Genomic DNA, 21,044 nt, shown 5'->3' on the forward strand with positions numbered 1-21,044 from the left:
GACATGGGACTGCTGTCGTCGATCGTCCTGTTACCGCTGGCCCCCGTCCGCGGGGTGATCTGGCTGGGCGAAGTGATCCAGGAGCAGGTGGATCAGCAGTGGCGTAGCCCCGCCGCGGTCCGGCGCGATATCGAGGAGATCGAGGAGGCCGCCGCGGCGGGCGACATCTCCGAGGAGGAGCGGGACCGGGCATTGCGGGAGGTTCTCTCCCGGATCAGGCGTCCTTCCGGAGGACTTCCGCCTGCCGGGGAGAGGAGACAGTCACCATGAGCCGCAGATCGACCACCGAGGACGCCGCGGACGTGGATCCGGAGCCGGACCACCCTCTCACCGCCAGGGAGGCCGCGGCGGCGGCGATCGAGCACCTGAGAGAACTGACATCGAAATCGGTGGAGGGGGTGACCTCGATGGAGCCGCTCGAAGACGGCCGGCTGGTGGAGATCGAGGTGCTCGAGGACCACCGCATCCCCTCGTCGGCGGATATGCTCGCGCTCTACGAGGTGGAGATCGACTTCGACGGGAATCTGCTGGCCTACCGCAGAACCGCGCGCTATGCCCGCGGCAGCACCGAGATCGGCGGAAGAGGCCGGCGATGACGGTGGTCGGAGGTGGCGGGTCCTACGAGCCGCAGCCCTACGGCGGTGGCCATCAATCGACCAACCTGGCCGATATCCTCGAGCGGGTCCTCGACAAGGGACTGGTCATCGCGGGCGATATCCAGGTGAACCTGCTCGATATCGAATTGCTCACCATCAAACTGCGACTGGTGGTCGCGTCCCTGGAAACCGCCAAGGCGGTGGGTATCGATTGGTGGGAGACCGACCCGTGGCTCAACAGCAAGGCCCGCACGCTCGAGCGGCAGGATCGTGATCTCGAACTGGAGAACCGCGAATTACGTGACCGGATAGCCCGGCTCGAGGCCGGAGGGGACCGGCGCGAAGCCGTCGAGGAGCGCCGCGAATCGCGGGAGAGCGACCGACCGTGACGGGTGGGACCGGTGTCTGGCTGTATGCGGTGACGGCGGCCGCGGACGCCGCCGCGGGTTTCGACGGGCTCACCGGAGTGGCGGGCGAACCGGTCCGAGTCGTTATCTCCGAGCCGCTCGCCGCGCTCGTGGGCTCGGTACCGCTCGACGTGTTCGGGGAGCAGCCGCTGAGCCGGAACCTGGAGGATCTGGATTGGCTGGCCGCCACCGCCCGGGCCCACGATGTGGTGGTATCCGCGGCGGTGCGCCGGGCCCCGTCGGCACCGTTGCGGCTGGCCACCGTTTTCCTCGACGACGAGCGGGTGCGGGAACTGCTGCGCGACCGGCAGGCGGATCTGGAGGCGGCGCTGGTTCTGGTCAGTGGTCGCACCGAATGGGGCGTGAAGGTCTACGGGGATCGTGCCGCACTCACCGCGGCAGTCGCCGAGGCTCGTGCCGAGGACACCGGGAAAGGCGCGGGCGCGGCCTACCTGGCCCGCCGCCGCGCTCAGCTGTCCGCCCAGGAGACCGTGGAACACGATGCGGCACAGCGGGCGGAGGTCATCCATACCCGGTTGAGCCGTCGCGCCGCGGCCGGTCGCCGGCAGCCGACCACCGATCCTGCGCTGAGTGGCCGCAGTGATTGGATGGTGCTCAACGGGACCTATCTGGTCGACGACGACCGCGCCGCGGATTTCGCCGCGACCGTCGACGCCCTGGCTGCCGTATTCTCCGGTATCCGGCTCGAACTCACCGGCCCGTGGCCGCCGTATTCGTTCGCGGGCGTGGAACGCGAGCCGCGGTGAACAGCGTCGACAGCGAGCGCCGCATCGCACTGGTCGATCTGCTGGACCGGGTGCTGGCGGGTGGGGTCGTCGTCACCGGCGATATCAAGCTCGCCATCGCCGATGTCGATCTGGTCCAGATTTCACTACGGGCGCTGATCTCTTCGGTCAGCACCCTGTACGGCCCCGGGCAGGAGCCACCCGGATGACCGAATTCGACGGTCTCTCACCGCGAATCGACACCGATCCCGAGACGGTGGAACGCGGCCTGGTCACGCTGGTTCTCACCTTGGTGGAACTGCTGCGTCAGCTGATGGAACGGCAGGCCCTGCGGCGGGTCGACGCCGGCGATCTGAGCGAGGACCAGGTCGAGCGCATCGGTACCACGTTGATGCTGCTCGAACAGCGGATGGACGAGCTGCGCGAGCATTTCGGCCTCACCCCCGAAGACCTCAATATCGACCTCGGCCCCCTGGGTCCGCTCCTTCCGGAGAACCCTTCCGGCAGGTGACCGGAACCGCTGCACCGGTGTTGTCGCGCGCCCACTCGCCGGTGTACCCGCCGAAGAACACGTGCCCATCCCCGCACGGGGACCACAGCTCGTTTGAGGGCCCGCCGATTCCGTGGCACCGCATCCGCTGTCCGGGCATAGAATTCGCCAATGGTCCCCGCCGCCAATCTGCTCGCCTTCGTGGCCGCCGCCACGCTCATCGTCGTCGTTCCCGGGCCCGGTGTGCTGTTCACCATCGGGCGCGCGCTCACCCTGGGGCGCCGGGCGGCGTTGATCTCGGTGCTGGGCCACGCGCTGGGCGTGCAGATCGCCCTGCTGTTCGTCGCGATGGGGCTGGGTGCGGTACTGGCGGCCTCGGCCACCGCCATGGCGGTCGTCAAGGTGGCCGGCGCGCTGTACCTGATCCATCTCGGTGTACAGGCCATCCGCGAGCGGAAGGCGTTGCGCGAGGTACTGGGCGCGTCCGTGGCGCCGGTGAGCGGGCATCGGGTGTTCCGGCAGAGCATGATCGTCGGTGTCACCAACCCGAAGGCGATCGTGTTCTTCGCCGCGGTGCTACCCCATTTCGCCGACCGGTCCGCCGGATCGCTGCCCCTGCAGCTGCTGGCGTTGGGCTCGGTGTTCCTGGTGATCGCGCTCATATGCGACAGCACCTGGGCAGTGCTCGCCTCCGCGGCCCGCAACTGGTTCGCGCGGTCGCCGAAGCGGCTGGAGGCGGTCGGGGGAGTCGGCGGGGCGCTGATCGTCGGGCTCGGCGCGTCGGTGGCGGTGGAGCAGGGCGTCTCCGGCCGCTGAACACTCGGCGTGGTCCCGTGCTCATCCCGGACACATTCCCTTCGGCGGCCGGACGCCGGGCTCTCCCGCTCGGCCCGCCACTTCAGCGCTCCGGGAGCACACCGGGACCGCTGCCGGCGCCGGTGACCTGCATCGCCATCGGAGGTGTCCGTCGGCGCGTACCGTCCCCGGGCCCGGCGCCGACAGCGGGTGACCGCACCGGAGAAGCGGCGCCCTGACTGCACCGGCGGCTGTCCCGGCGAACCGAGCGCGCGGCTCAGGAATGGTGGGGGAGCGCGGCATTCATCACCCGGCTCGCGGTGGCCTTGACCGAATCGGGCAGCACATGCGCGACCGTGGCCAGCGCCCGGGTGCCCAGTGATCCGCCGACGACCTTCTGTTCGTCCCGGAGCAGCGCGTCCACACCCTGCCGCGCCACCCGCGCCGGATCCTCCTTGGGGCCACGCCCCATCGGTGTGTCGAGGAGACCGGCGCGGCGGAAGAAGTCGGTATCGGTCGGTCCAGGCATCAGCGAGGTCACCGTCACCCCGGTATCGCGCACTTCCTCCCGCAGCGCCTCGGCGAAGGACTGGATGAACGATTTCGACGCGTGGTACACCGCCTGGCCCGCGCCGGGCATCATCGCCGCGACCGAGGAGGTGAACAGCAGGCCACCCGTATCGCGGCGCACCATATCGCCGAGCGTCAATTTGGCCAGGTGCACGGTCGAACGCACATTGAGCGCGATGAGGTCGAGTTCGTCGTCGAGGTCGGTGTCGGCGAAGTTGCCCCCGCGACCGACCCCGGCATTGAGCGCGACCGCGTCGAGCGGCCGTTCGTCCTGGGTCGCCGCGGAGTACACCTGTTCGACGCCTTCGGGCGTGCGCAGATCGGCCTGGACGGCCCGCACCTCGATCCCGGGTCGGCGGACCGTCTCGGCGGCGGTCTCGATGTCCGCGTCCTCCGCGGCCATGACCACGTCATAGCCGCGCTCGGCGAACACGGTCGCGAGTTCCAGGCCGATACCGCTCGAGGCGCCGGTGACGAGAGCAAGAGGATGTGTCGTGGTCATCTGCGGCGGCTACCCACATCGCCGCGGATCATGCGGTCGTGCCACGCCGGCCTCGGTCAGCCGCCGCGGTTGTATCCGAGTTCCTCGGCGATCGGGTTGGGCGGAACCTCGATCTCCTGCTCCGCCAGGCCGGGATGGCTGTGGGTGCGGTGCTGGGCGGCGCGGTCCGCCGGTGACCGTCGCGGTTCCAGGTTCACCGATTGCAGTACCTCCCGCAGATTGCCGTAGGTCTCCGGTGGAATCGCTTTCAGCGCGCGCACCGTATCGGCGTCGGCGTGCGCCCTGGTCGCGCAGTGCACCAGGTCCTGTTTCTCGGCGGGAAAATCCGCGTCGGACAGTGCGGCCCGGACTCGATCGGCATCGGTTGCGACCATCGTCGTCCTCCTTGTTCGCCTCGGCGGTCGGGTGTGTGCGATGGCGCGGTACCCATCCGGCTCGCGGCTAACCCGAAACGCCGGAGCGCGTCAGCAGGTCACGTGGACATCGGCAGTCCCGTCGAACGACACATGGACGTGGTCGTAGTGATTGGCGGTCGGGTCGCCGCGATCCTCCATATACGACCAGCCGCTGCCGTCGTTGTACCGCTGCTGCCAGATCACGTATGTCACGCCGAAGCGCTCTTTGTTCGCCAGGACGAAGTCGGCGATCGCGTCGCCGCGGGCGGGATCGGAGGTCATGAAGTCCAGTGCCAGCCCGGCGCCGTGGTCGCCGTCGTAGCGGCCGACGGCGCCGCCGATATCGCCGACCCCGAACGTCTGATCGATCAGGTGGCCCACCTGCGCGACCTGCGGACGCGCTCCGGCGAGGTCGGTCGAGCACAGGACGACCGGAGGCGGGGGAGGCGCATGGCGTTTCGCATAGCGGGCAGGCTCGGGCGGGCGTGCGTCCGCGGCCGCGACGGGGACAGGGGCCGCGGGCGCCTCCGGTGCCCGGACGATTCCGGCCACCGGTACCGGTGCATCGGATGCGTTCGTCGTCGGCTCCGCGGCCTTGCCGATGCCGGCGGCGGGTTCGGCGGCCGCATCGACCGCTGCCGCGGCGGGCCGGGTATCGGGACCGGGACGCGCCGTCACGGACAGCGCGATCACCGCCGTTGCCGCGATCGCGCTTCCGGCCAGCGGGGCGATCTTTCTGGCGCGGGCCGGTTTGCGGTGTTGACCAGGCATAATGGTGACTCGTAACGCTCGACGACAAGATCACTGTTAGATTACGAAATGGTCGCGGGAATGTCACGGTTGCTGGCGCACATAGGTCACGCCGCGGCGGCGTTCGTGCACGTCCACGCGATCCACCGGTCGATCGGCCCGCTCCGCGAGCCGATCGGGGTACGACCTACCCGCCCACCGCCCGCCGCTCGGCTGTTATGGTCGGTTTCGTTCTGACACGGGGTGCTCCGCGCATGCGGGGCTGAGAACATACCCGAGAACCTGTCCAGGTAATGCTGACGAAGGAATGTCTTGGCTTCACGCGCGCACACCACCGGATCCGGCAGATTCACCGAATACCTCTGGGATCGGACGAAGGATCTGCGCGGTGCCATCGATGAACTCGAATTCCTGCGTCGGCTCGGCGACGGCACCCTGCCGCTCGAGGTGTTCCGTACCTATGTGGAGCAGGATTCGCTGTACCTCGCCGGTTACTCGAAGGTGCTGGCCCTCCTGTCGGCCAAATCTCCCGACGCGCAGGCCGCGCAGTTCTGGGCGGGTTCGGCGGCCACTGCGGTCGCCGTCGAGGCGGAGCTACACAGCGACCTGCTCAGCGACAGCCGGCTCCCCGCCCGGGAGGGCGAGCCGGAACCGTCGACGGCGTGTCTGGGCTATGTCTCCTACTTGATCGCCACCGCCGCGACCGAGTCCTACGCAGTGGGGGCGGCGGCCGCGCTGCCGTGTTTCTGGATATACGCCGAGGTCGGCCGGGGTCTGGCCGCGAGCGCCGCGGAGGTGCTCGCGGCCGACCCCGGTCACCCGTACGCCCAGTGGGTCTCCACCTACGGCGCCGCGGAGTTCCAGGAATCCGCGACCGCGGCGCGGTCGTACGTCGACGCGGCGGCCGCGGCCGCGAGCGAGCGGGAGCGTGCGGCGATGGCGACCGCGTTCACCGTGGCCACCCGCTACGAGCTGATGTTCTGGGACACCGCCCTGTATCCGCAGCCCTGGCCCGCCGCATGAGCGGCCGCCTGCGCCGCGCCCTCGCGGCCGCGGTCGCGACCGTGGCCGCGCTGTCCGCGCTCACCGCCTGCACCGCGGGTCCGGGCGCCGGCGAGACCATTCGTTTCGCCCTGGACTGGACGCCGAACACCAACCACACCGGGCTCTTCGTCGCGCAGCAGCGCGGTTACTTCGCCGAGGCCGGTCTGGATGTGCAGATCCTGCCGTACAACAACACCGCGGTCGATACGGTCGTCGACGCCGGGAATGCCGAATTCGGTATCAGCACCCACAACTCGTCGACCTTCGCGCGGGCGTCGGGAGCGCATACCGTGTCCGTGCTCGCACCGCTGCAACACTGGGCGACCGGGATCGGCGTGAAGGCCGATCGCGCCGACATCACGCGCCCGAAGGACCTGGACGGCAAGACCTATGCCGGATTCGGCGACCCCGGCGAGGTGGAAGCGCTCCAGCAGGTGATCCGCAACGACGGCGGCCGCGGCGAATTCACGACCGTCACCCTGGGTACGTCGGCCTACGAGGCCGTCTACTCGGGCAGAGCCGACTTCACCGTCTCCTACCTCGGCTGGGAGGGTATCGAAGCCGAGCACCACGGCACGCCGATGCGGTACTTCCGCTATACCGACTTCGGTTTCCCCGACGCGTACGCCATCGTGGTCGACGCCAACCAGGACTGGCTGGCCGCGAACCCCGATCGGGCGCGCAAGTTCGTGCAGGCATTGCAGCGGGGTTACCAGTTCGCCGCGGACGATCCCGACGCCGCCGCCCGGGACCTTCTCGCCGCCAATCCCGGCGCGTTCAACGACGAGGGCCTGGTCTTCGAGAGCCAGCGGATGCTGGCCGAGCAATTCATGAAGGGGCCGGACGGCCGGGTGGGCGGCCAGACCCGTGAGCAGTGGGCGGCGAATTCCGGCTTCCTGTACGAGAAGGGTCTGCTGACCGGTCCCGACGGTGCCCCGCTCACCGAGGAACCGGACTGGTCGAGCTACTTCACCAATGACTACCTCGCCGCCCCCTGACCACACCGCGCCCGAAACCGACCCGGTCGCCCGGACCGCGCCGGGCCGATCGGCCGGGATCCGCTGGGCGCTCCCGTCCGTCGTGACCGTGGCACTACTCGTCGCGCTGTGGCAGATCTATGTCGAGATCAGCGGTATCCGTCCGCAACTGTTGCCGTCCCCGGGCCGAGTCGTGGCACAGGGGTGGGCACACCGCGACGAGATCGGGACGCATGCCGCCGCAACCCTCCAGGTGACACTGGCCGGTTTCGCGGTATCGCTGATCCTGGCCTGGCTGCTGGCCGTCGTGGTCGACTTCTCGCCCTGGCTGCGGCGCGCGTTCGTACCGCTGTTCGTCGCCTCCCAGACGCTGCCGATCATCGCGATAGCACCGTTGATGATCATCTGGTTCGGTTTCGGACTGCTTCCCAAAGTGCTGGTCGTCGCACTCGTCACCTTCTTCCCGATGGCAATCGGGCTGATCGAGGGATTCGCCGCGGCCGACCGCGAGGCGGGTGCGCTACTGCGCAGTATGGGGGCGTCCCGGATCCAGGTGTTCCGGTACGTGCGGTTGCCGTCCGCGGTGCCGCGCTTCTTCACGGCATTGCGGATCGGGATCACCTATGCCGTCGTCGGTGCGGTCTTCGCCGAATACGTGGGTGCCAGCGAAGGTCTCGGCATCTATATGAGCCTGCAGAAGAACTCCTTCCGTACCGATCTGGTGCTCGCGGCGGTTCTCGTCACCGCGCTGCTCAGTATCGCGCTGTACCTGCTGACCTTCGTGGTCGAACGAATCGTCGCACCGTGGTCGCGCGCGGAGAACAGGAGCCGGCGTGACTGACGCGCGAGGGCACCGGATCGTCGTCGACGCCCTCACCAAATCGTTTCCGCGGACCGGCCGGCACCGCCCCGACCGGCAGGTGCTCGGCGGTGTGTCGTTCACCGCGCAGCCGGGCGAGTTCGTCTCCGTCATCGGCCCGAGCGGCTGCGGCAAGAGCACCGTCTTCAATATGCTGGCCGGTCTGCAGACCCCCGACTCGGGCAGTATCCGTTTCGGCACGAGCGACGGCGAGCCGACGGCACCGCACTGCGCCTATATGCCGCAGAAAGATCTGCTGTTCCCGTGGCGCACCGTCCTCGACAACACCGTCCTGGGATTACAGGTGCAGGGCGTCCCGAAGCCGGAGGCCCGGCGCCGGGCCCGCGAACTGTTCCCGGTCTTCGGGCTGTCCGGATTCGAGGACGCCCGGCCGTCCCAGCTCTCCGGCGGTATGCGGCAGCGGGCCGCATTGCTGCGGACCGTGGTCCAGGAACGCGAACTGCTGCTGCTGGACGAGCCGTTCGGCGCGCTGGACTCGCTGACCCGCACCGAGATGCAGGCGTGGCTGCAGGAGGTCTGGCAGCGCTACCGATGGATGGTGCTGATGATCACCCACGACATCCGGGAAGCGGTGTACCTGTCGGACCGGGTGATCGTGCTGTCGGCGCGACCGGCTACCGTGCGCCGCGACGTGCGTGTCGAGCTGCCGCGGCCACGGGAGTTGTCGATGATCGCGACCCCCGAGTTCGTGGCCCTGGAGCAGGACCTGCTCGACGTACTCCACGAGGAAGCACGTCACGCGCTCGCCCGGCGAGACCATTGAGGCACTCGGAAAATCGGTCGGCCGGCGGTCCAGGATGCCGGCTCGCGGTACGGGAACCGGCTGATTGCCGACGTGTGGCTGACCGCCGTAAGAATTCCGGCCCGCCGCGGCCGGTTCGGCGAGACAATCGTCGGACCGCGCCGGAGGTCCGCAGATTCGCCTCCCGGGGCACGCGAGATCCGTAGGAGGGCCATGTTCGTCCCGTTCAGTGTCTCCGATTTCCTCGATCGCGCCGAAGTCGTCTACGGCGACCGGATCGGGATCGTCGACGAGCCTGCCCAGCCCGCGCCCGGCCAGGGTTCGCTGACCTACTCCGGGGTCGCCGACCTGGCCCGTAGACAGGCCGCCCGCCTCGACGAACTGGGTATCGGGGCCGGGGACCGGGTCGCGCTGGTCAGCCATAACTCGAGTCGCCTGCTGACCTCGTTCTTCGGGGTGAGCGGATGGGGCCGGGTGCTGGTCCCGATCAACTTCCGTCTGCGCCCGGACGAGGTGCGCTACATCGTCGAGAACTCCGGGGCCCGGGCCTTGTACGTGGACCCCGAACTCGCGGACTCGCTCGGCGAGGTCGACTGCGAGCACAAGTTCGTGCTGGGCGACGACACCGACCTCTACGCTGCCCCCGGGGCGGTGCCGCGGCCGTGGGAACCCGACGAATCCGCTACCGCCACCCTCAACTACACCTCCGGGACCACCGCTCGCCCCAAGGGCGTGCAGATCACCCATCGCAGTATCTGGGTCAATGCCGTCACCTTCGGCCTGCACACCACGATCAGCGACCGCGACGTCTATCTGCACACCCTGCCGATGTTCCACGCGAACGGCTGGGGCATGCCGTTCGCGATGACCGGCGTCGGTGCCCGCCACATCGTCCTGCGCAAGATCGACGGGGCCGAGATCCTGCGCCGGGTGCGCGATCACGGCGTCACGGTGCTGTGCGCGGCCCCCGCGGTGGCCGCCGCGGTGCTCGACGCCGCGCAGACCTGGGAGGGCGATATCCCCGGCCGCGACCGGGTGCGGATCATCATGGCCGGGGCGCCGCCGCCGACGAAAACCGTCGCCCGTGTCGAGGAGGAACTCGGCTGGGAGTTCATCCAGATCTACGGCCTGACCGAGACCTCACCGCTGCTGACCGTCAACCGCTCCCGGGCGGAATGGGACGACCTCGATCCGGAGACCAGGGCCGGGAAGCTGACCCGTGCCGGGGCCCCGGCCCTGGGCGTCCGGCTGCGGGCCGAAGAACCCGAGGAGGGCGCGGGCGAGGTGCTGGCCCGGTCCAATGTGGTGATGGAGGGCTACTGGGACCGCCCCGAGGAGAGCGCGGCCGCGCTGGCCGGTGGGTGGTTCCACACCGGCGACGGCGGAACCCTCGGCGCCGACGGCTACCTGACCATCGCCGACCGCAAAAAGGATGTGATCATCACCGGCGGCGAGAACGTGTCCTCGATCGAAGTCGAGGACTGCCTGTTCTCCCATCCCGCCGTCGCGGAGGTGGCGGTGATCGCGGTACCGAGCGAGAAATGGGGCGAGACCATCAAAGCGCTGGTCGTGCTGACCCCGGACGCCGAAGCGAGCAACGCGACCGAAGCCGAACTGATCGCCTGGTGCAAACAGCGGCTGGCCGGGTACAAGGCGCCCACCTCGGTTGAGTTCCGCAGCGAGTTGGCCCGGACCGCGACCGGAAAGCTCCAGAAGTTCAAACTGCGCGCACCGTACTGGAGCGGTCGCGGCCGCCAGGTCAACTGATATCCGGCGGGCTCGCGTGAAGCTCACCGCGTGGCGTAGTCGGCGACCCCCTGCCAGTCGATCATGACGCAGGGTTCGTCGCCGACGGTCCAGGCATCGTGTCCGGGCGGGACGATCATGAAATCGCCCGGGCCGAATTCCTGTTTCTCGCCGTCGTCCATGACCACGGCCAGGTGCCCCGAGACGCAGTAGCCCGTATGGGGCGCCTGGCAACTGTCGGTCCCGGCGATCGGCCGGACATGTTCCGACCAGCGCCAGCCGGGTTCGAAGACCGCCCGGCCCACGGGACCGGCGTCGAGGTTGACCAGGTCGATCTTGCCCTTGCCTGCCTCGAACGGACGGGTCTCCTCGGGCGAATCGAAGTTCTTGCGTACCAAACCGGGCATAATCGTTCTCCTCGGTACTGCGAATCCCCGTTCCTGATGGGTCGAATTGCCTCCTCGGGCGCCTGCGCCGCCGATATGGGTACAGCCCAGAATTTCGTGTGATAGGCATCACATTTTACTGGCGGGCCGGTGGCGGCGGCAAGCCGACGGGCCGCCACAGGCGTGCGAGCCCGATGCGCGGTGACGAGGGACGCCCGCTCGCGACCGGTTCGCGGGCCGGACCGGTCGCGCTTCCGGTCCGGGGCGCGACTACGCGGGCCCGGCACCCACCCGGTCCCCCGAGTCGAGCGGTATCGGCTCGAACATCGGTGGCTCGTCTTCGGGGAACAAGGCCGTCGGACCGTAGATCCAGTCGGTGAACGAGTAGTCGTCGATCGAGCGCTCCCGCAGCAGCACATTGCGCTGCGCGCGCCGGACCCCGTCGAGATGCCAGAGCTCACCCCACGCCCGGGCCGTCAGCACGACCCGCCGGCAATGTTCCGGACGGACCGCCTCGTACGCTGCGAGTGCCCCCGCCCAGTCGACGTCGCCGTCGTCACCCCGCAGACGCCGCACGTGTTCGGCGAGCACCCACCCGTCCTCGATCGCCATGATCGCGCCCTGCGCCATGTACTGCAGCGGTGGGTGGGCGGCGTCGCCGAGCAGCGCGATGCGCCCGTCGACCCATCTGTCGATCGGGTGGCGGTCGTACATCCGCCACCATTTGTCCCGCCACATATGCGGCAGCCGATCCTGGACGAAATCGCAGGTCGCGGCGAAGGCGGTATCGAGTTCGTCGGGAGTGCCCCAATCGTCGAGCCCGGCCACGGCCTTCGGGGATTCGAATACCGCCACCTGGTTGAGCAGATCGCCGCCCCGCAGACCGTAGTGGACGAAATGGCAGCGTGGACCGACATAGACGACCACCTCGGAGAGGTCCACCGGCCGGTCCACCTCCGCGATCGGCACGGTACCGCGGTAGGCGACATAGGCCGAGGACACCGGCCGGTCGTCGGTGAACAGTGTGCGCGCGACGGAATGCAACCCGTCGGCCGCGATCACGATATTCGCCTCGTGCACAGCACCGGCCTGCGTCGTCGCACCGGCCTTCCCATCACCCTGCGTGTAGGAGACGACGCGCTGTTCGGTGAGCAGTTCGACACCCGCGTCCCGGCATGCCTGCAGGAACAGTGCGTGCAGATCACTGCGGTGGATGACCAGATACGGGAATCCGTACTCGCGCTCCAGATCACGCAGGTCGAGCGAGGTCAGTTCGCTTCCGTCCACCGCGTCCCGCATCACCATCCGGTCGGGCACGACCCCGCGGGCCTTCACCTCGTCCAGCAGGCCGTAGTCGTTGAGGATGCGTGTGCAATTGGGTGCGAGCTGGATCCCCGCCCCGACCTCACCGAACTGTTTCGCCTGCTCCAGGACCCGCACCCGCAGACCGAGCCGAGACAGTGCGAAAGCGGTACTCAGCCCGCCGATGCCGCCGCCGACGATGACGACGTCAGGGGTGCTCACGATGAGCCTCCTCTACAACCAGGGGCCGAGGTCGGGGACGCCGGCGAGGGAATGGGGACGACCGGCGAGGTACGCGGTGACCTCGGATAGCGGGCCGTCGGGGATTTCGTCGAGTCCGCGCTTGCCCCGGATATCGGTGACGAGCGCGGAGAGGAACGTGTCGGGGAGGTCGGCGAAGGTGGTGCCCGTGCCGAGATCGACGGCATGGACACACACCTCGCGCGCCCGCAGCCACGGGATCTCCGTGGCCGGGACGGTCCGCCCCTGCGCGGTGACGACCTCGTGGTGCCAGTCGTCCTCGCTCAGTGCCTCCATCGCGACGGACAGTTTGCGTACTGCCTCGTTCAACCAGATGGTCAGCTCGTCCGCGGACAGCGCGGCGCCTGATTCGATATCGGCATTGCGCTGGTCGGGCGAGGAATACATCGGCCTACGTTCGCCGGTACGTGCCCAGTGCGCCAGATTCCCGAGGGCGTCCGCATTGGCCGCGACATGCGCCACCAGATGCTTACGCGTCCACCCGGGCAGGAGGCTCGGCGCAGCCATCGACCGGTCGTCGAGCAAGGCGGCCTGCGTGACGAACAGCCCCGTCCCGTGCTCGGCCCACTTCAGCGCGTCGGCGTGGGTCCGTCCGGTCACGATGCCTTCACGACCTTGTTCGTGCACGCCCCCAGCCCGGCGATCCGGGTCACCACGGTTTCCCCGCCGACCAGATAGACCTTCGGGTCCCGGGCGTGACCGACTCCGGCCGGGGTGCCGGTGGCGATCATGTCCCCCGGATTCAACCGGATGACCGTCGACACGTACCGCACCAGGCGCACCGGGTCGAACAGCAGCGTCCCGGTATCGTCGTGCTGCATGACCTGCCCGTCGACCAGCGTCTCCACCTCGAGCGCCGGTCGCACCCCGCCCACCTCGTCCGGGGTCACGACATAGGGTCCGACCGGGGTGGAGGAATCCCAGATCTTGCCCTGCGTCCATTCGATCGTGCGGAACTGCCAGTCCCGCACCGACACATCGTTCATCACGGTGAACCCCGCGATGGCGTCCGCGGCTTCCGTTTCGGTGGCCCGCCGCACCGGTTTGCCCACGACCACCACCAGCTCGACCTCCCAGTCCAGCGCGTCGGTCTCGGCCGGCTTCACGATCGGATCGTCGGGCCCGATGAGGCTATCCGCGAACTTCGGGAAAAGCGTTGGGTAGCTCGGCAGTTCGCGTCCCATTTCCTTGATGTGGTTGGTGTAGTTGTGCCCGACGCAGATCACCTTCGACGGGTTCGGCACCACGGCCGCGAAGTCCGCGCCGGTCACCGGCCAGGTCCGCCCGGTGGCTTCGGCCGCGATCGTGGCCCAGTCGTCCCGGGCGAACAGCGCGCCGAGATCGTCATAGCCCAGGTCGACGAGTGCGTCACCGTCGAGGCGCACCGCGCGGGTGCCGCCGTCGACGCGCAGGGTGGCGAGTTTCATCGGGTGATCTCCTGACGGTCGAGCCGGAGCGCCTCGAAAACGGGCGCGTCCGAGAAACGGAAAAGGTCCAGGGCGCCGGAATCGGAATCGGTGGATCCGGCCTCCGATCTGGCGGAGAAGGGTTCCCACGAGGGGACGACGAACAGGTCACCGCGGGTGACCGACCAGCTCGTGTCTCCCACGGTCACCGTGCCGGATCCGTCGAACACCTGATACACCGACGACCCGGTCTCGCGGACCGGCGCGGTTTCCGAACCGCGGGCGACCCGGTGGAATTCCGCTCGCATGGTCGGCAGCACATCGGTGCCGTCGTGCGGATTGGAGAACCGCACCGCCGCGTGCCCGGGTTCGACGGTCCCGCCGTACCCTTCCTTCTCCAGCAGCAGCTGATCGTTCAACGCGGCATCCGTGTGCTCCCACTTGTAGGCCAGCAGCGGAGACCCCGGCGCCACCGCACCCACCGACAGCGGCCGTAACCCCGGATGCCCCCACAGTCGCTCCGACCGCGACCGCTTCGGCGTGATCCGCTCCGCGGCGCTGATCTCCGCGCGCCCGAACTGGAAGAACTGCGATTCCACGACGTACTGGAACGGAATATCCAGTCCATCGATCCAGGCCATCGGCTCCGTGGTCGCATTGTGGTGCGCATGCCAGTTCCACCCCGCCTGCGGAAGGAAATCACCGCGCCGCATGGGCACCGCGTCCCCGTTCGCCGTATCCCCGGTGCCGCCGACCACCGTCCACACTCCCGAGCCCTCCACCACGAACCGGAAGGCGTGCTGCGTGTGCCGGTGCTCCGGGGCATCCTCCCCGGGCATCAGATACTGGATCGCCGCCCACAACGTCGGTGTCGCGAATGGCCGCCCACCGAGCGCCGGATTCGCCAGCGCGATCGCCCGCCGTTCACCCCCGCGGCCGACCGGCACGATATCGCCCGCCCGCGCCGCGAGCCGCAGCAGATTCTCCCACCGCCACAGATGCGGCACCGCCCGCGACCGCGGATGCGCCGGCATCAGATCACCGATCTCGGTCCACAGCGGAACCAGCAACTCCTGCTCGAAACCGCGGTACAGCTCCTCCAGGGCAGGAGTGACGTCCGGCTGGTCCGGCGCCGCGACCGCCCGCAGGCGGACGGGGGTGTCCGTGGTGCTCATATCGCCTACAGTGGCCTTTGTCGAGCCAGCGGAACAGATAATTCTGGAGAGCAGAACGGTTACATGGGCAAAACAGCACCGAAGACCCCACCGGCATACGTCGTGACCAGTGCCGATCACGCACTGCGCGCGGCGGTCATGCTCCAGTTGGAGGGTGGGCTGACGGTCAGCCGAGTCGCCGAACGGCTCGGGGTGGCGCGGTCGACGGCGCATCGTCTGCTGCAGACGCTGGTGTACCGGGATTTCGCGGTACAGGACGAGCAGCGGATGTACCACCCGGGCCCGGTGCTCGAACTGGCCACCCATTCCCAGTCGCGCACCTCGCGGCTCCGGGCGGCCGCGCTGCCGCATCTGCAACGACTGGTCGATCTGGTGGGGGAGTCGGCGAACCTGACGATCCGGACGGGAGACACTGCCCGGTTCATCGCCAGTGTCGAATGCCGTCAGGCGCTGCGGGTGGGGTCGCGGGAGGGGATGGTGTTCCCGGCCCATCGCACCACCGCCGGCTTGGTGCTGCTCGCGGAACTGGACCCGGCCGAGTTGGACGAGCTCTACGACGAGGCACGATATACGGAGCGTCCCGACGAACGGCCGGACCTGCCGAGTCTGCGCACCCAGCTCGCCAAGGTCCGCCGGGCGGGGTTCGCGCTGAACGACGGGCTCTCGGAGCGCGGAGTGGTCGCGGTCGGGGTTCCGGTGCGGGAGGCGGACGGGACCGCGCTGGCGGGCCTGTCGGTATCGATGCCCTCGGTCCGCTACACCCCGAATCAGTTGCCGGCGCTGGTCGCCACCCTGCACCGGGCCGCGGGCGGGATCGAAGCGAGCCGGGGCGCCGACCGAGGAACGACGCCGCAGCCCGAGCGGCACGAGTAGAAGAGGCCGGCTCCGCGCTCGTCACCGCGGCGGTGGTCAGAGAATCGGTGTCGATCGCTCCAGTCCGGGGATCTCGCCATTACGGAACGCATCGACGAAAAGCTCGTGGTCGGTGCGCGTGCGACGAGCGTATGACCGGCCGAAATCCACCATATCGCGCACGAATTCGTCCTCGTCGGACCCGATGGCCGCCATGATCGCCCCCTCGCTCTGGAAATCGACCAGTGTCTGATCGGAGTCGGCGTCGGAGAAGCAATGCATACCCGCGGTCGCCTGGCCGAGGTATTCGATCACCGGCTGCATTTCCTCCGGCTCGGTGAGATCGGACCAGTCGAGGTCGTGCACGTACGGTGAGAGTTCGGAGACGATATATCCGTCCCCGCCGATCTCGGTGTAGCCGAGCCAGGGGTCGGCATGGGCCTGGAGGGCGCGCTGGGACACGGCGGTGCGGTGCCCGTGGTGCCGGAAATAGTCTCGGATCCGCTCGTCTTGCACGATCCGGCCGGGCGCGGCGATATTCCCCTGCTTCATGGACAGGATCACATCGTTCTCCAGCGCCTCGGTCTGCCCCTCGACGAGGATGTTGTACGCGGGCAGCCCCGCCGACCCGATCCCGAAGCCTTTTCGGCCGACGATATCCTTCACCTGGTAGGTGATGCTCCGGAACCGCTTGTGTGCCGGAATCGTCTCCAGGTATCCGGTGAAGGCGTCCAGCACCAGGGCGTGCTCTTCTTCGTTCAGAGAGCGGACGTCCTTGCCCGGCCGGAATCGGCGTTCGTAGTTCTCGACCATGGTGGTGCTCGCCAGGAGGGCGGTGCGGGTCTTCATCCGGGCGTCCAGCAACACATCGTGCACGGGGCCCTCGGTATTGCGCAGATGCAGTTTGAAGTCCTGTTCGTTCTGGGTGCCCTCGTGAAAGGCGCGCACCATCCGCATATAGGAGCGCGCGTATGTCGTGGTCAGTGCCTCGATATCGGCATCGGAGACGGCCTTGCGGCGGGCCAGCAGCGCCACGCTGGCGCAGAACCGTTTGATATCCCAGGTGAACGCGCCGAGATACGCTTCGTCGAAATCATTGACGTCGAAGACGAATTGGCCGGCGGAATCCATATAGGTGCCGAAATTCTCCGCATGCAGGTCGCCCTGGATCCAGATCCTTCCGGTGCGCTCATCGGCCCACCGGTCCCCGGTGGCGGCCATATCGTTGTAGAAAAGACAGGCGGACCCGCGGTAGAAGGCGAACGGGTTGTCCGCCATTTTGCGGAACTTCTTGCGGAACGCGTCCGGGTCCGCGGCGATCATCTCCCCGAAGGCGTCGGTGAAAACCTCGACGATCTCGGCCTTGCGGTCGTGCGAACCGTCTTCGCTGGTCCCGTTGTCCGTACTCACGATTCCGGGCCGGTCCTCTCGTCGAGATATCGTGGCCGCCGGGCCGTGGCGGCGATGAATCCGATCGTGCCAGAAGCCCTTCGGCCGCGCTCGTCCCCGCTGATCTGCCGATCGGGGAGATCGGCGACGTCGCACCACGTCGGCCGGAGGCGGCCCGGCACCGTCGCGGGCCGGCCTCGCGACCTCACCTGTCGAGGAAACGCAGTTCAGGCGGCACCCGGTAGCACACCGGCGGAGGGTACGAGGGCCGCCGGCCGCAGCCGCGCGAGGATGCCGTCGAGATCGACGGTGAACATCTCGGGCCGGAAGACGTGACCACCGGATACCTCGTGCCATTCGTGCGGGATGCCGGCGTCGCTCAGGCGCGCACGGAACTCCCGCTGGCCGGCGAGCACCTGGGTCTCGTTCACACTGTCGAACCAGTTGACCGGATCCGGACTCGTACCGGCGACGAGGAAGACCCGTTTGTTCCGGTAGCTTTCGACCCGCTCGACCGGGTTGTCGGCGCTGACCCTGGCCTGGTTCCAGAACGGTGCGCCGTAGATCGTGCCGCCACCCAATTCCACGGTCGCCGAGGAGAGGTTCGCCCAGTGGACGACCAGCCCGAAATCGCGCCGTAGACTCGCCGGGCCGGAATGGCTGCTGACCGAGGCGAAATGGCCGTAGTACTTCGCGGTGTACTTCAACGCGCCGAAGCCACCCATCGAGAACCCGGCGACCGCACGGCCGTCGTACTCGGCATAGGTGCGGAAATTCGCCTCGATCCAGGGGATCAGCTGAGCGATGTGGAATGTCTCCCAGTTGCGCGGGCCGACGAACGAGCTGACCGGATTGGAATACCAGCCCGCGCGCCCGCCGTCGGGCATCACGACGATGATCGGCTTCCCGGCGGTCAGGTCGCGGATACCCAGGAAATCGAACTGACGGAAGTCCTCACCGCCACCGTGCAGGAGGTAGAGGACGGGATAGGTGAGTCCACTGGTCGGGTAGTCGTCGGGAAGCAGGACGTTGACTCCCGGGTTCCAGCCGATCGCACTGGTCTGGAACCGGTAGTACCACATACGAGGGTCGCTCTCGTTGCGGTCCACGATCGTGAGACCGAATCCGTCGCTGCGCCCGACGAATATCACCAGGACATCCCCGGCATCGATGACCTCGGGATCTGCCAGGCCGTTGACGGTGGTGATGAGCGGAGCCAACGAGGCGTCGCCGTAGAACCGCGACGCCAACTCCGAGACCGTATCTCCGGCGAGCACTTTGTATCTCATCAGGTCGGGAATGATCAGCTGTTGCCCCGCTTCGATGGCGTCGGGGTCGGTGATCGCGCTGGCGTCGGCGATCAGTCGGTGCAATCCGGCGTCACCGTAGAAGCGTGATGCCAAGGCCGCCAATGTATCCCCGGCGACGACTTCGTATCTGGTGAAATCGGGGATGATCAAGTGTTGTCCGGCGTCGATGGCGTCGGGGTCGGTGATCGCGCCGGCGGTGGCGATCAGCCGGTGTAGCCCGGCGTCACCGTAGAAGCGCAATGCCAAGGCAGGCAACGTTTCCCCTGCGGCGACCGTATGTGTTCTGACCATTTGAATCACCCCTTCAATAGCAGATTGCTCTAGTGTCCAACGGGGGTAATTCGTTGTCCAGTAGTTCGGAAGAACTGGTTGATCGGCGAAAATGTTGTCCGAAGGCGAGATTCGGCAACGAGTCGGGCGATGATCGAAATCGCGTTCGGTGTGACCGATGGCATCAGGAGTCGGCGTCCGGCCATCTGCGGGACACTGCCCCGGGCGGCGACCCAACGCAATGCGGGGCTCGGGTTCACGACCGGTTTCTGCGGCCCTGTCCGGACCCGACCGCTCGCACAGTGACGCCTGCCGCTGTCACGTCCCGGTCCCCGGCTACCGGTCACCTCGGCCCCGGTAGGCAAAGCTGTCGGAATTCCGAAGTCGTGTCCGCGGAGCGCGAGCCACTCGGCGCGGTGACCGGACGCGCCCGCACCTGGACCGGTTTGCATGCCGGTATGCGGGAGATGCATAGGCCGTCCCGGAGTGGGTACCTCAGCAGGCGCAGTACTTCCTACCAGCGCAAACGACGCAATATGCGGTAATCGCGGCTCCGGCTACCGATATATCGAGGAGGATGCATTGATGTACAGGATCGGTCATCACACCGGCGGAGTGCGCCGACTGTGGGCAGGCGCAGCGCTCGCGGTGGTACTCGTCGGGAGTGGTTCCGCCGCTGCGACCGCGCAGCCGGCGCCCGACGACCAGCAGTCGCTGGAGGCGGCGCGGCAGGCGCTGATGGGGGCGACGGTCGAATCCGTCGAAGTCGACCTGTCCAGCGGTGTCCCCGAGCTGGAGGTCGACCTCCGGACCCGTGACGGCGCCGGCTACGAGGTGACGGTCGATATGAACACCGCCACGGTGCTGTCCGTCGAACCGGACGAGGACTGAGCCGGGCCCCGGCGCCGGCCGACGGTTCCGACAGCGCCGTGGAATCGTCGCGCCGGCCGCCGGGGACTCCACCACGATCGGAAATCCGGTCCCGGCCGGGCTCCGGAGGCATCGACGCGCCCCGGCTGTCGCCGAGCCGGTTCGGGGGCCCGGGAAGCCGACCGTCACCGAGGTGAGCCCGGAACTCGGGCGGCCTGTGGTGGAGAGGGCCGCCGGATCTTCGACATGATGCGGGCGACGAGTTCGTCGAGGCGGTCCTGGTGGGTGCCCGCCCAGTAGACCTGTGCGCAGCCGGTGCATCGGCGGAAGGTGTCGTGATAGTGGCGGGTGAGAGGAGGAAGCAGGTCGATCACGTCGGCCTTCGCCACGTCCGCCAGGTACGCGCCGCAGCGGAGGCAGCGGGTGAGCGGGTGCAGGTGGTTGGCCAGGTCGAGGCGGTCGATCACCTCCACCACCTGATCGATCGGAAGGTCGGCGCGCACGAACAGGCCGTGGGTCACGATGCGGCGGGCGAGCAGACCGCGGTCCCTGGTGAGCAGGATGCGGTGGTCGTCCATGGCGATCTCGGCGAGTCGCGCGTCCTGAGCGTCGAATTCGCAGCGGACATCGAGGCCCATCAGCCGTAACAGTCGAGCGGCGCCTCCGAGGTTGACGTCGACGAGCAGGCGCGGTTCACGCAGGGGGTGTGGGCGCACGCGGGTGAGTGCGGCGATATCGAGGCTCTCGAACACCGGGTAGACGGCGAGCCGATCGCCCGGACCGGGGTGGTGTCCGAAGCCGACGGATTCCCCGTTCACCAGCAGGAGGTCGATTTCGGTGTGCGGGATACCGGCCGCTTCGACGACGTCCTTCACGGTTTGATGGGACCGTACGGGACGCCGCAGCGCCGAGAACCGGGAGCGTGGGGGTAGGAAATCGTTCAGCTCGGCGTAGACGCGTAATTCGATGCCGGCCGGTTCGTCCGCGGTCTCGGCGGCGGGAGTCTGCATGATGGAACTCCGTGCTCTACGTACTGCCTCAGGAACCCTGCGTGACCTCGCAGTTTACCCGGGCGGCAGGCGCGGATCAGCGCGGCAACCATCCGGAGACCGCAGCGGAAGTACTCGATATCGCCCAGGGCCGGTGGAATCGGTGGCGGGTCGGGTGGCCGAATGCCGTGAAG

The 21,044-nt window shown here is 68.1% G+C and carries 25 protein-coding genes; 14 read left to right on the forward strand and 11 right to left on the reverse strand.

Annotation, left to right across the window (positions count from 1 at the left end; genetic code table 11):
- Positions 1-3 precede the first annotated feature (3 nt).
- The 7 genes from ON38_RS32470 to ON38_RS32500 all read left to right on the forward strand — a co-directional run bounded on the left by ON38_RS32470 (position 4) and on the right by ON38_RS32500 (position 3,055).
- Positions 4-270: a gas vesicle protein GvpG gene (locus ON38_RS32470; RefSeq protein ID WP_039829101.1), complete on the forward strand. Its 267-nt coding sequence runs from the start codon at positions 4-6 to the stop codon at positions 268-270.
- Positions 267-596 carry a gas vesicle protein GvpO gene (gene gvpO, locus ON38_RS32475; protein WP_039829102.1) on the forward strand — a complete coding sequence of 110 codons (330 nt, stop codon included), beginning with the start codon at positions 267-269 and terminating at the stop codon, positions 594-596. The genes ON38_RS32470 and gvpO overlap by 4 nt, the downstream gene beginning before the upstream one ends.
- On the forward strand, positions 593-985 hold the full coding sequence (gene gvpJ / locus ON38_RS32480; protein ID WP_039829103.1) for a gas vesicle protein GvpJ: 393 nt from the start codon (positions 593-595) through the stop codon (positions 983-985). Before gvpO ends, gvpJ begins: the two co-directional genes overlap by 4 nt.
- A complete protein-coding gene (locus ON38_RS32485) occupies positions 982-1,770 on the forward strand; it encodes a GvpL/GvpF family gas vesicle protein (RefSeq protein WP_039829104.1) in 789 nt (262 codons plus the stop codon). Before gvpJ ends, ON38_RS32485 begins: the two co-directional genes overlap by 4 nt.
- The gene (locus ON38_RS32490; protein WP_039829105.1) at positions 1,767-1,958 is read left to right on the forward strand and encodes a gas vesicle protein; all 192 of its coding nucleotides are present in this window, start codon (positions 1,767-1,769) and stop codon (positions 1,956-1,958) included. The genes ON38_RS32485 and ON38_RS32490 overlap by 4 nt, the downstream gene beginning before the upstream one ends.
- Positions 1,955-2,260, forward strand: coding sequence for a gas vesicle protein K (locus ON38_RS32495; RefSeq protein WP_039829106.1), 306 nt, complete (start codon positions 1,955-1,957; stop codon positions 2,258-2,260). The genes ON38_RS32490 and ON38_RS32495 overlap by 4 nt, the downstream gene beginning before the upstream one ends.
- A gap of 150 nt (positions 2,261-2,410) precedes the next feature.
- Complete coding sequence (locus ON38_RS32500; protein WP_039829108.1) at positions 2,411-3,055, forward strand: LysE family translocator; 645 nt, start codon at positions 2,411-2,413, stop codon at positions 3,053-3,055.
- Positions 3,056-3,311: 256 nt separating this feature from the next.
- Here the strand turns inward: ON38_RS32500 and ON38_RS32505 are convergent, their stop codons facing one another.
- The 3 genes from ON38_RS32505 to ON38_RS38125 all read right to left on the reverse strand — a co-directional run bounded on the left by ON38_RS32505 (position 3,312) and on the right by ON38_RS38125 (position 5,272).
- The gene (locus ON38_RS32505) at positions 3,312-4,106 is read right to left on the reverse strand and encodes an SDR family NAD(P)-dependent oxidoreductase (RefSeq protein ID WP_039829109.1); all 795 of its coding nucleotides are present in this window, start codon (positions 4,104-4,106) and stop codon (positions 3,312-3,314) included.
- 56 nt (positions 4,107-4,162) lie between these two features.
- Positions 4,163-4,480, reverse strand: coding sequence for a DUF2795 domain-containing protein (locus tag ON38_RS32510; RefSeq protein WP_039829110.1), 318 nt, complete (start codon positions 4,478-4,480; stop codon positions 4,163-4,165).
- A 90-nt stretch (positions 4,481-4,570) separates the two neighbouring features.
- The gene (locus tag ON38_RS38125) at positions 4,571-5,272 is read right to left on the reverse strand and encodes a VldE C-terminal domain-containing protein (protein WP_039829111.1); all 702 of its coding nucleotides are present in this window, start codon (positions 5,270-5,272) and stop codon (positions 4,571-4,573) included.
- Between the two features lie 291 nt (positions 5,273-5,563).
- On the opposite strand from ON38_RS38125, the gene ON38_RS32520 reads away from it, so the two are divergent.
- The 5 genes from ON38_RS32520 (at position 5,564) to ON38_RS32540 (ending at position 10,661) form a co-directional block, all read left to right on the forward strand.
- On the forward strand, positions 5,564-6,274 hold the full coding sequence (locus ON38_RS32520) for a TenA family protein (RefSeq protein ID WP_039829112.1): 711 nt from the start codon (positions 5,564-5,566) through the stop codon (positions 6,272-6,274).
- Positions 6,271-7,293: an ABC transporter substrate-binding protein gene (locus tag ON38_RS32525; RefSeq protein ID WP_039829113.1), complete on the forward strand. Its 1,023-nt coding sequence runs from the start codon at positions 6,271-6,273 to the stop codon at positions 7,291-7,293. The genes ON38_RS32520 and ON38_RS32525 overlap by 4 nt, the downstream gene beginning before the upstream one ends.
- Positions 7,271-8,113: an ABC transporter permease gene (locus ON38_RS32530; RefSeq protein ID WP_039829114.1), complete on the forward strand. Its 843-nt coding sequence runs from the start codon at positions 7,271-7,273 to the stop codon at positions 8,111-8,113. Before ON38_RS32525 ends, ON38_RS32530 begins: the two co-directional genes overlap by 23 nt.
- Complete coding sequence (locus ON38_RS32535) at positions 8,106-8,915, forward strand: ABC transporter ATP-binding protein (RefSeq protein WP_039829116.1); 810 nt, start codon at positions 8,106-8,108, stop codon at positions 8,913-8,915. The genes ON38_RS32530 and ON38_RS32535 overlap by 8 nt, the downstream gene beginning before the upstream one ends.
- Positions 8,916-9,107: 192 nt before the next feature.
- Positions 9,108-10,661 carry an AMP-binding protein gene (locus tag ON38_RS32540; RefSeq protein ID WP_039829118.1) on the forward strand — a complete coding sequence of 518 codons (1,554 nt, stop codon included), beginning with the start codon at positions 9,108-9,110 and terminating at the stop codon, positions 10,659-10,661.
- 23 nt (positions 10,662-10,684) lie between these two features.
- On the opposite strand, the gene ON38_RS32545 is transcribed toward ON38_RS32540, so the two are convergent.
- From ON38_RS32545 to ON38_RS32565, 5 genes are all read right to left on the reverse strand, one after another.
- On the reverse strand, positions 10,685-11,047 hold the full coding sequence (locus ON38_RS32545; RefSeq protein ID WP_039829119.1) for a cupin domain-containing protein: 363 nt from the start codon (positions 11,045-11,047) through the stop codon (positions 10,685-10,687).
- A 249-nt stretch (positions 11,048-11,296) separates the two neighbouring features.
- Positions 11,297-12,550: an FAD-dependent oxidoreductase gene (locus ON38_RS32550; RefSeq protein WP_039829120.1), complete on the reverse strand. Its 1,254-nt coding sequence runs from the start codon at positions 12,548-12,550 to the stop codon at positions 11,297-11,299.
- 12 nt (positions 12,551-12,562) lie between these two features.
- Positions 12,563-13,189, reverse strand: a complete 627-nt coding sequence (locus tag ON38_RS37260; RefSeq protein WP_039829121.1) for a maleylpyruvate isomerase family mycothiol-dependent enzyme — start codon at positions 13,187-13,189, stop codon at positions 12,563-12,565.
- A complete protein-coding gene (locus ON38_RS37265) occupies positions 13,186-14,016 on the reverse strand; it encodes a fumarylacetoacetate hydrolase family protein (protein WP_039829122.1) in 831 nt (276 codons plus the stop codon). Before ON38_RS37265 ends, ON38_RS37260 begins: the two co-directional genes overlap by 4 nt.
- On the reverse strand, positions 14,013-15,170 hold the full coding sequence (locus ON38_RS32565) for a cupin domain-containing protein (protein ID WP_039829123.1): 1,158 nt from the start codon (positions 15,168-15,170) through the stop codon (positions 14,013-14,015). Before ON38_RS32565 ends, ON38_RS37265 begins: the two co-directional genes overlap by 4 nt.
- 63 nt (positions 15,171-15,233) lie before the next feature.
- Here ON38_RS32565 and ON38_RS32570 point away from each other — a divergent pair, with 63 nt between their 5' ends.
- Complete coding sequence (locus ON38_RS32570) at positions 15,234-16,043, forward strand: IclR family transcriptional regulator (RefSeq protein ID WP_051165569.1); 810 nt, start codon at positions 15,234-15,236, stop codon at positions 16,041-16,043.
- A gap of 36 nt (positions 16,044-16,079) precedes the next feature.
- Here the strand turns inward: ON38_RS32570 and ON38_RS32575 are convergent, their stop codons facing one another.
- Together ON38_RS32575 and ON38_RS32580 are read right to left on the reverse strand one after the other, a co-directional pair.
- Complete coding sequence (locus tag ON38_RS32575; RefSeq protein WP_085995544.1) at positions 16,080-17,345, reverse strand: DUF2252 domain-containing protein; 1,266 nt, start codon at positions 17,343-17,345, stop codon at positions 16,080-16,082.
- 293 nt (positions 17,346-17,638) lie between these two features.
- Positions 17,639-19,012 carry an alpha/beta hydrolase-fold protein gene (locus ON38_RS32580; protein ID WP_039829124.1) on the reverse strand — a complete coding sequence of 458 codons (1,374 nt, stop codon included), beginning with the start codon at positions 19,010-19,012 and terminating at the stop codon, positions 17,639-17,641.
- A 561-nt stretch (positions 19,013-19,573) separates the two neighbouring features.
- Between ON38_RS32580 and ON38_RS32585 the strand changes: the two genes are divergently transcribed.
- Complete coding sequence (locus ON38_RS32585) at positions 19,574-19,882, forward strand: PepSY domain-containing protein (RefSeq protein WP_157182035.1); 309 nt, start codon at positions 19,574-19,576, stop codon at positions 19,880-19,882.
- A gap of 164 nt (positions 19,883-20,046) precedes the next feature.
- Here ON38_RS32585 and ON38_RS32590 read toward each other — a convergent pair whose 3' ends face one another.
- Complete coding sequence (locus tag ON38_RS32590) at positions 20,047-20,871, reverse strand: Mut7-C RNAse domain-containing protein (RefSeq protein WP_051165571.1); 825 nt, start codon at positions 20,869-20,871, stop codon at positions 20,047-20,049.
- Positions 20,872-21,044 lie beyond the last annotated feature (173 nt).

It is taken from the genome of Nocardia testacea NBRC 100365 (genome assembly GCF_000308775.1).
Lineage (GTDB): Bacteria > Actinomycetota > Actinomycetes > Mycobacteriales > Mycobacteriaceae > Nocardia > Nocardia testacea.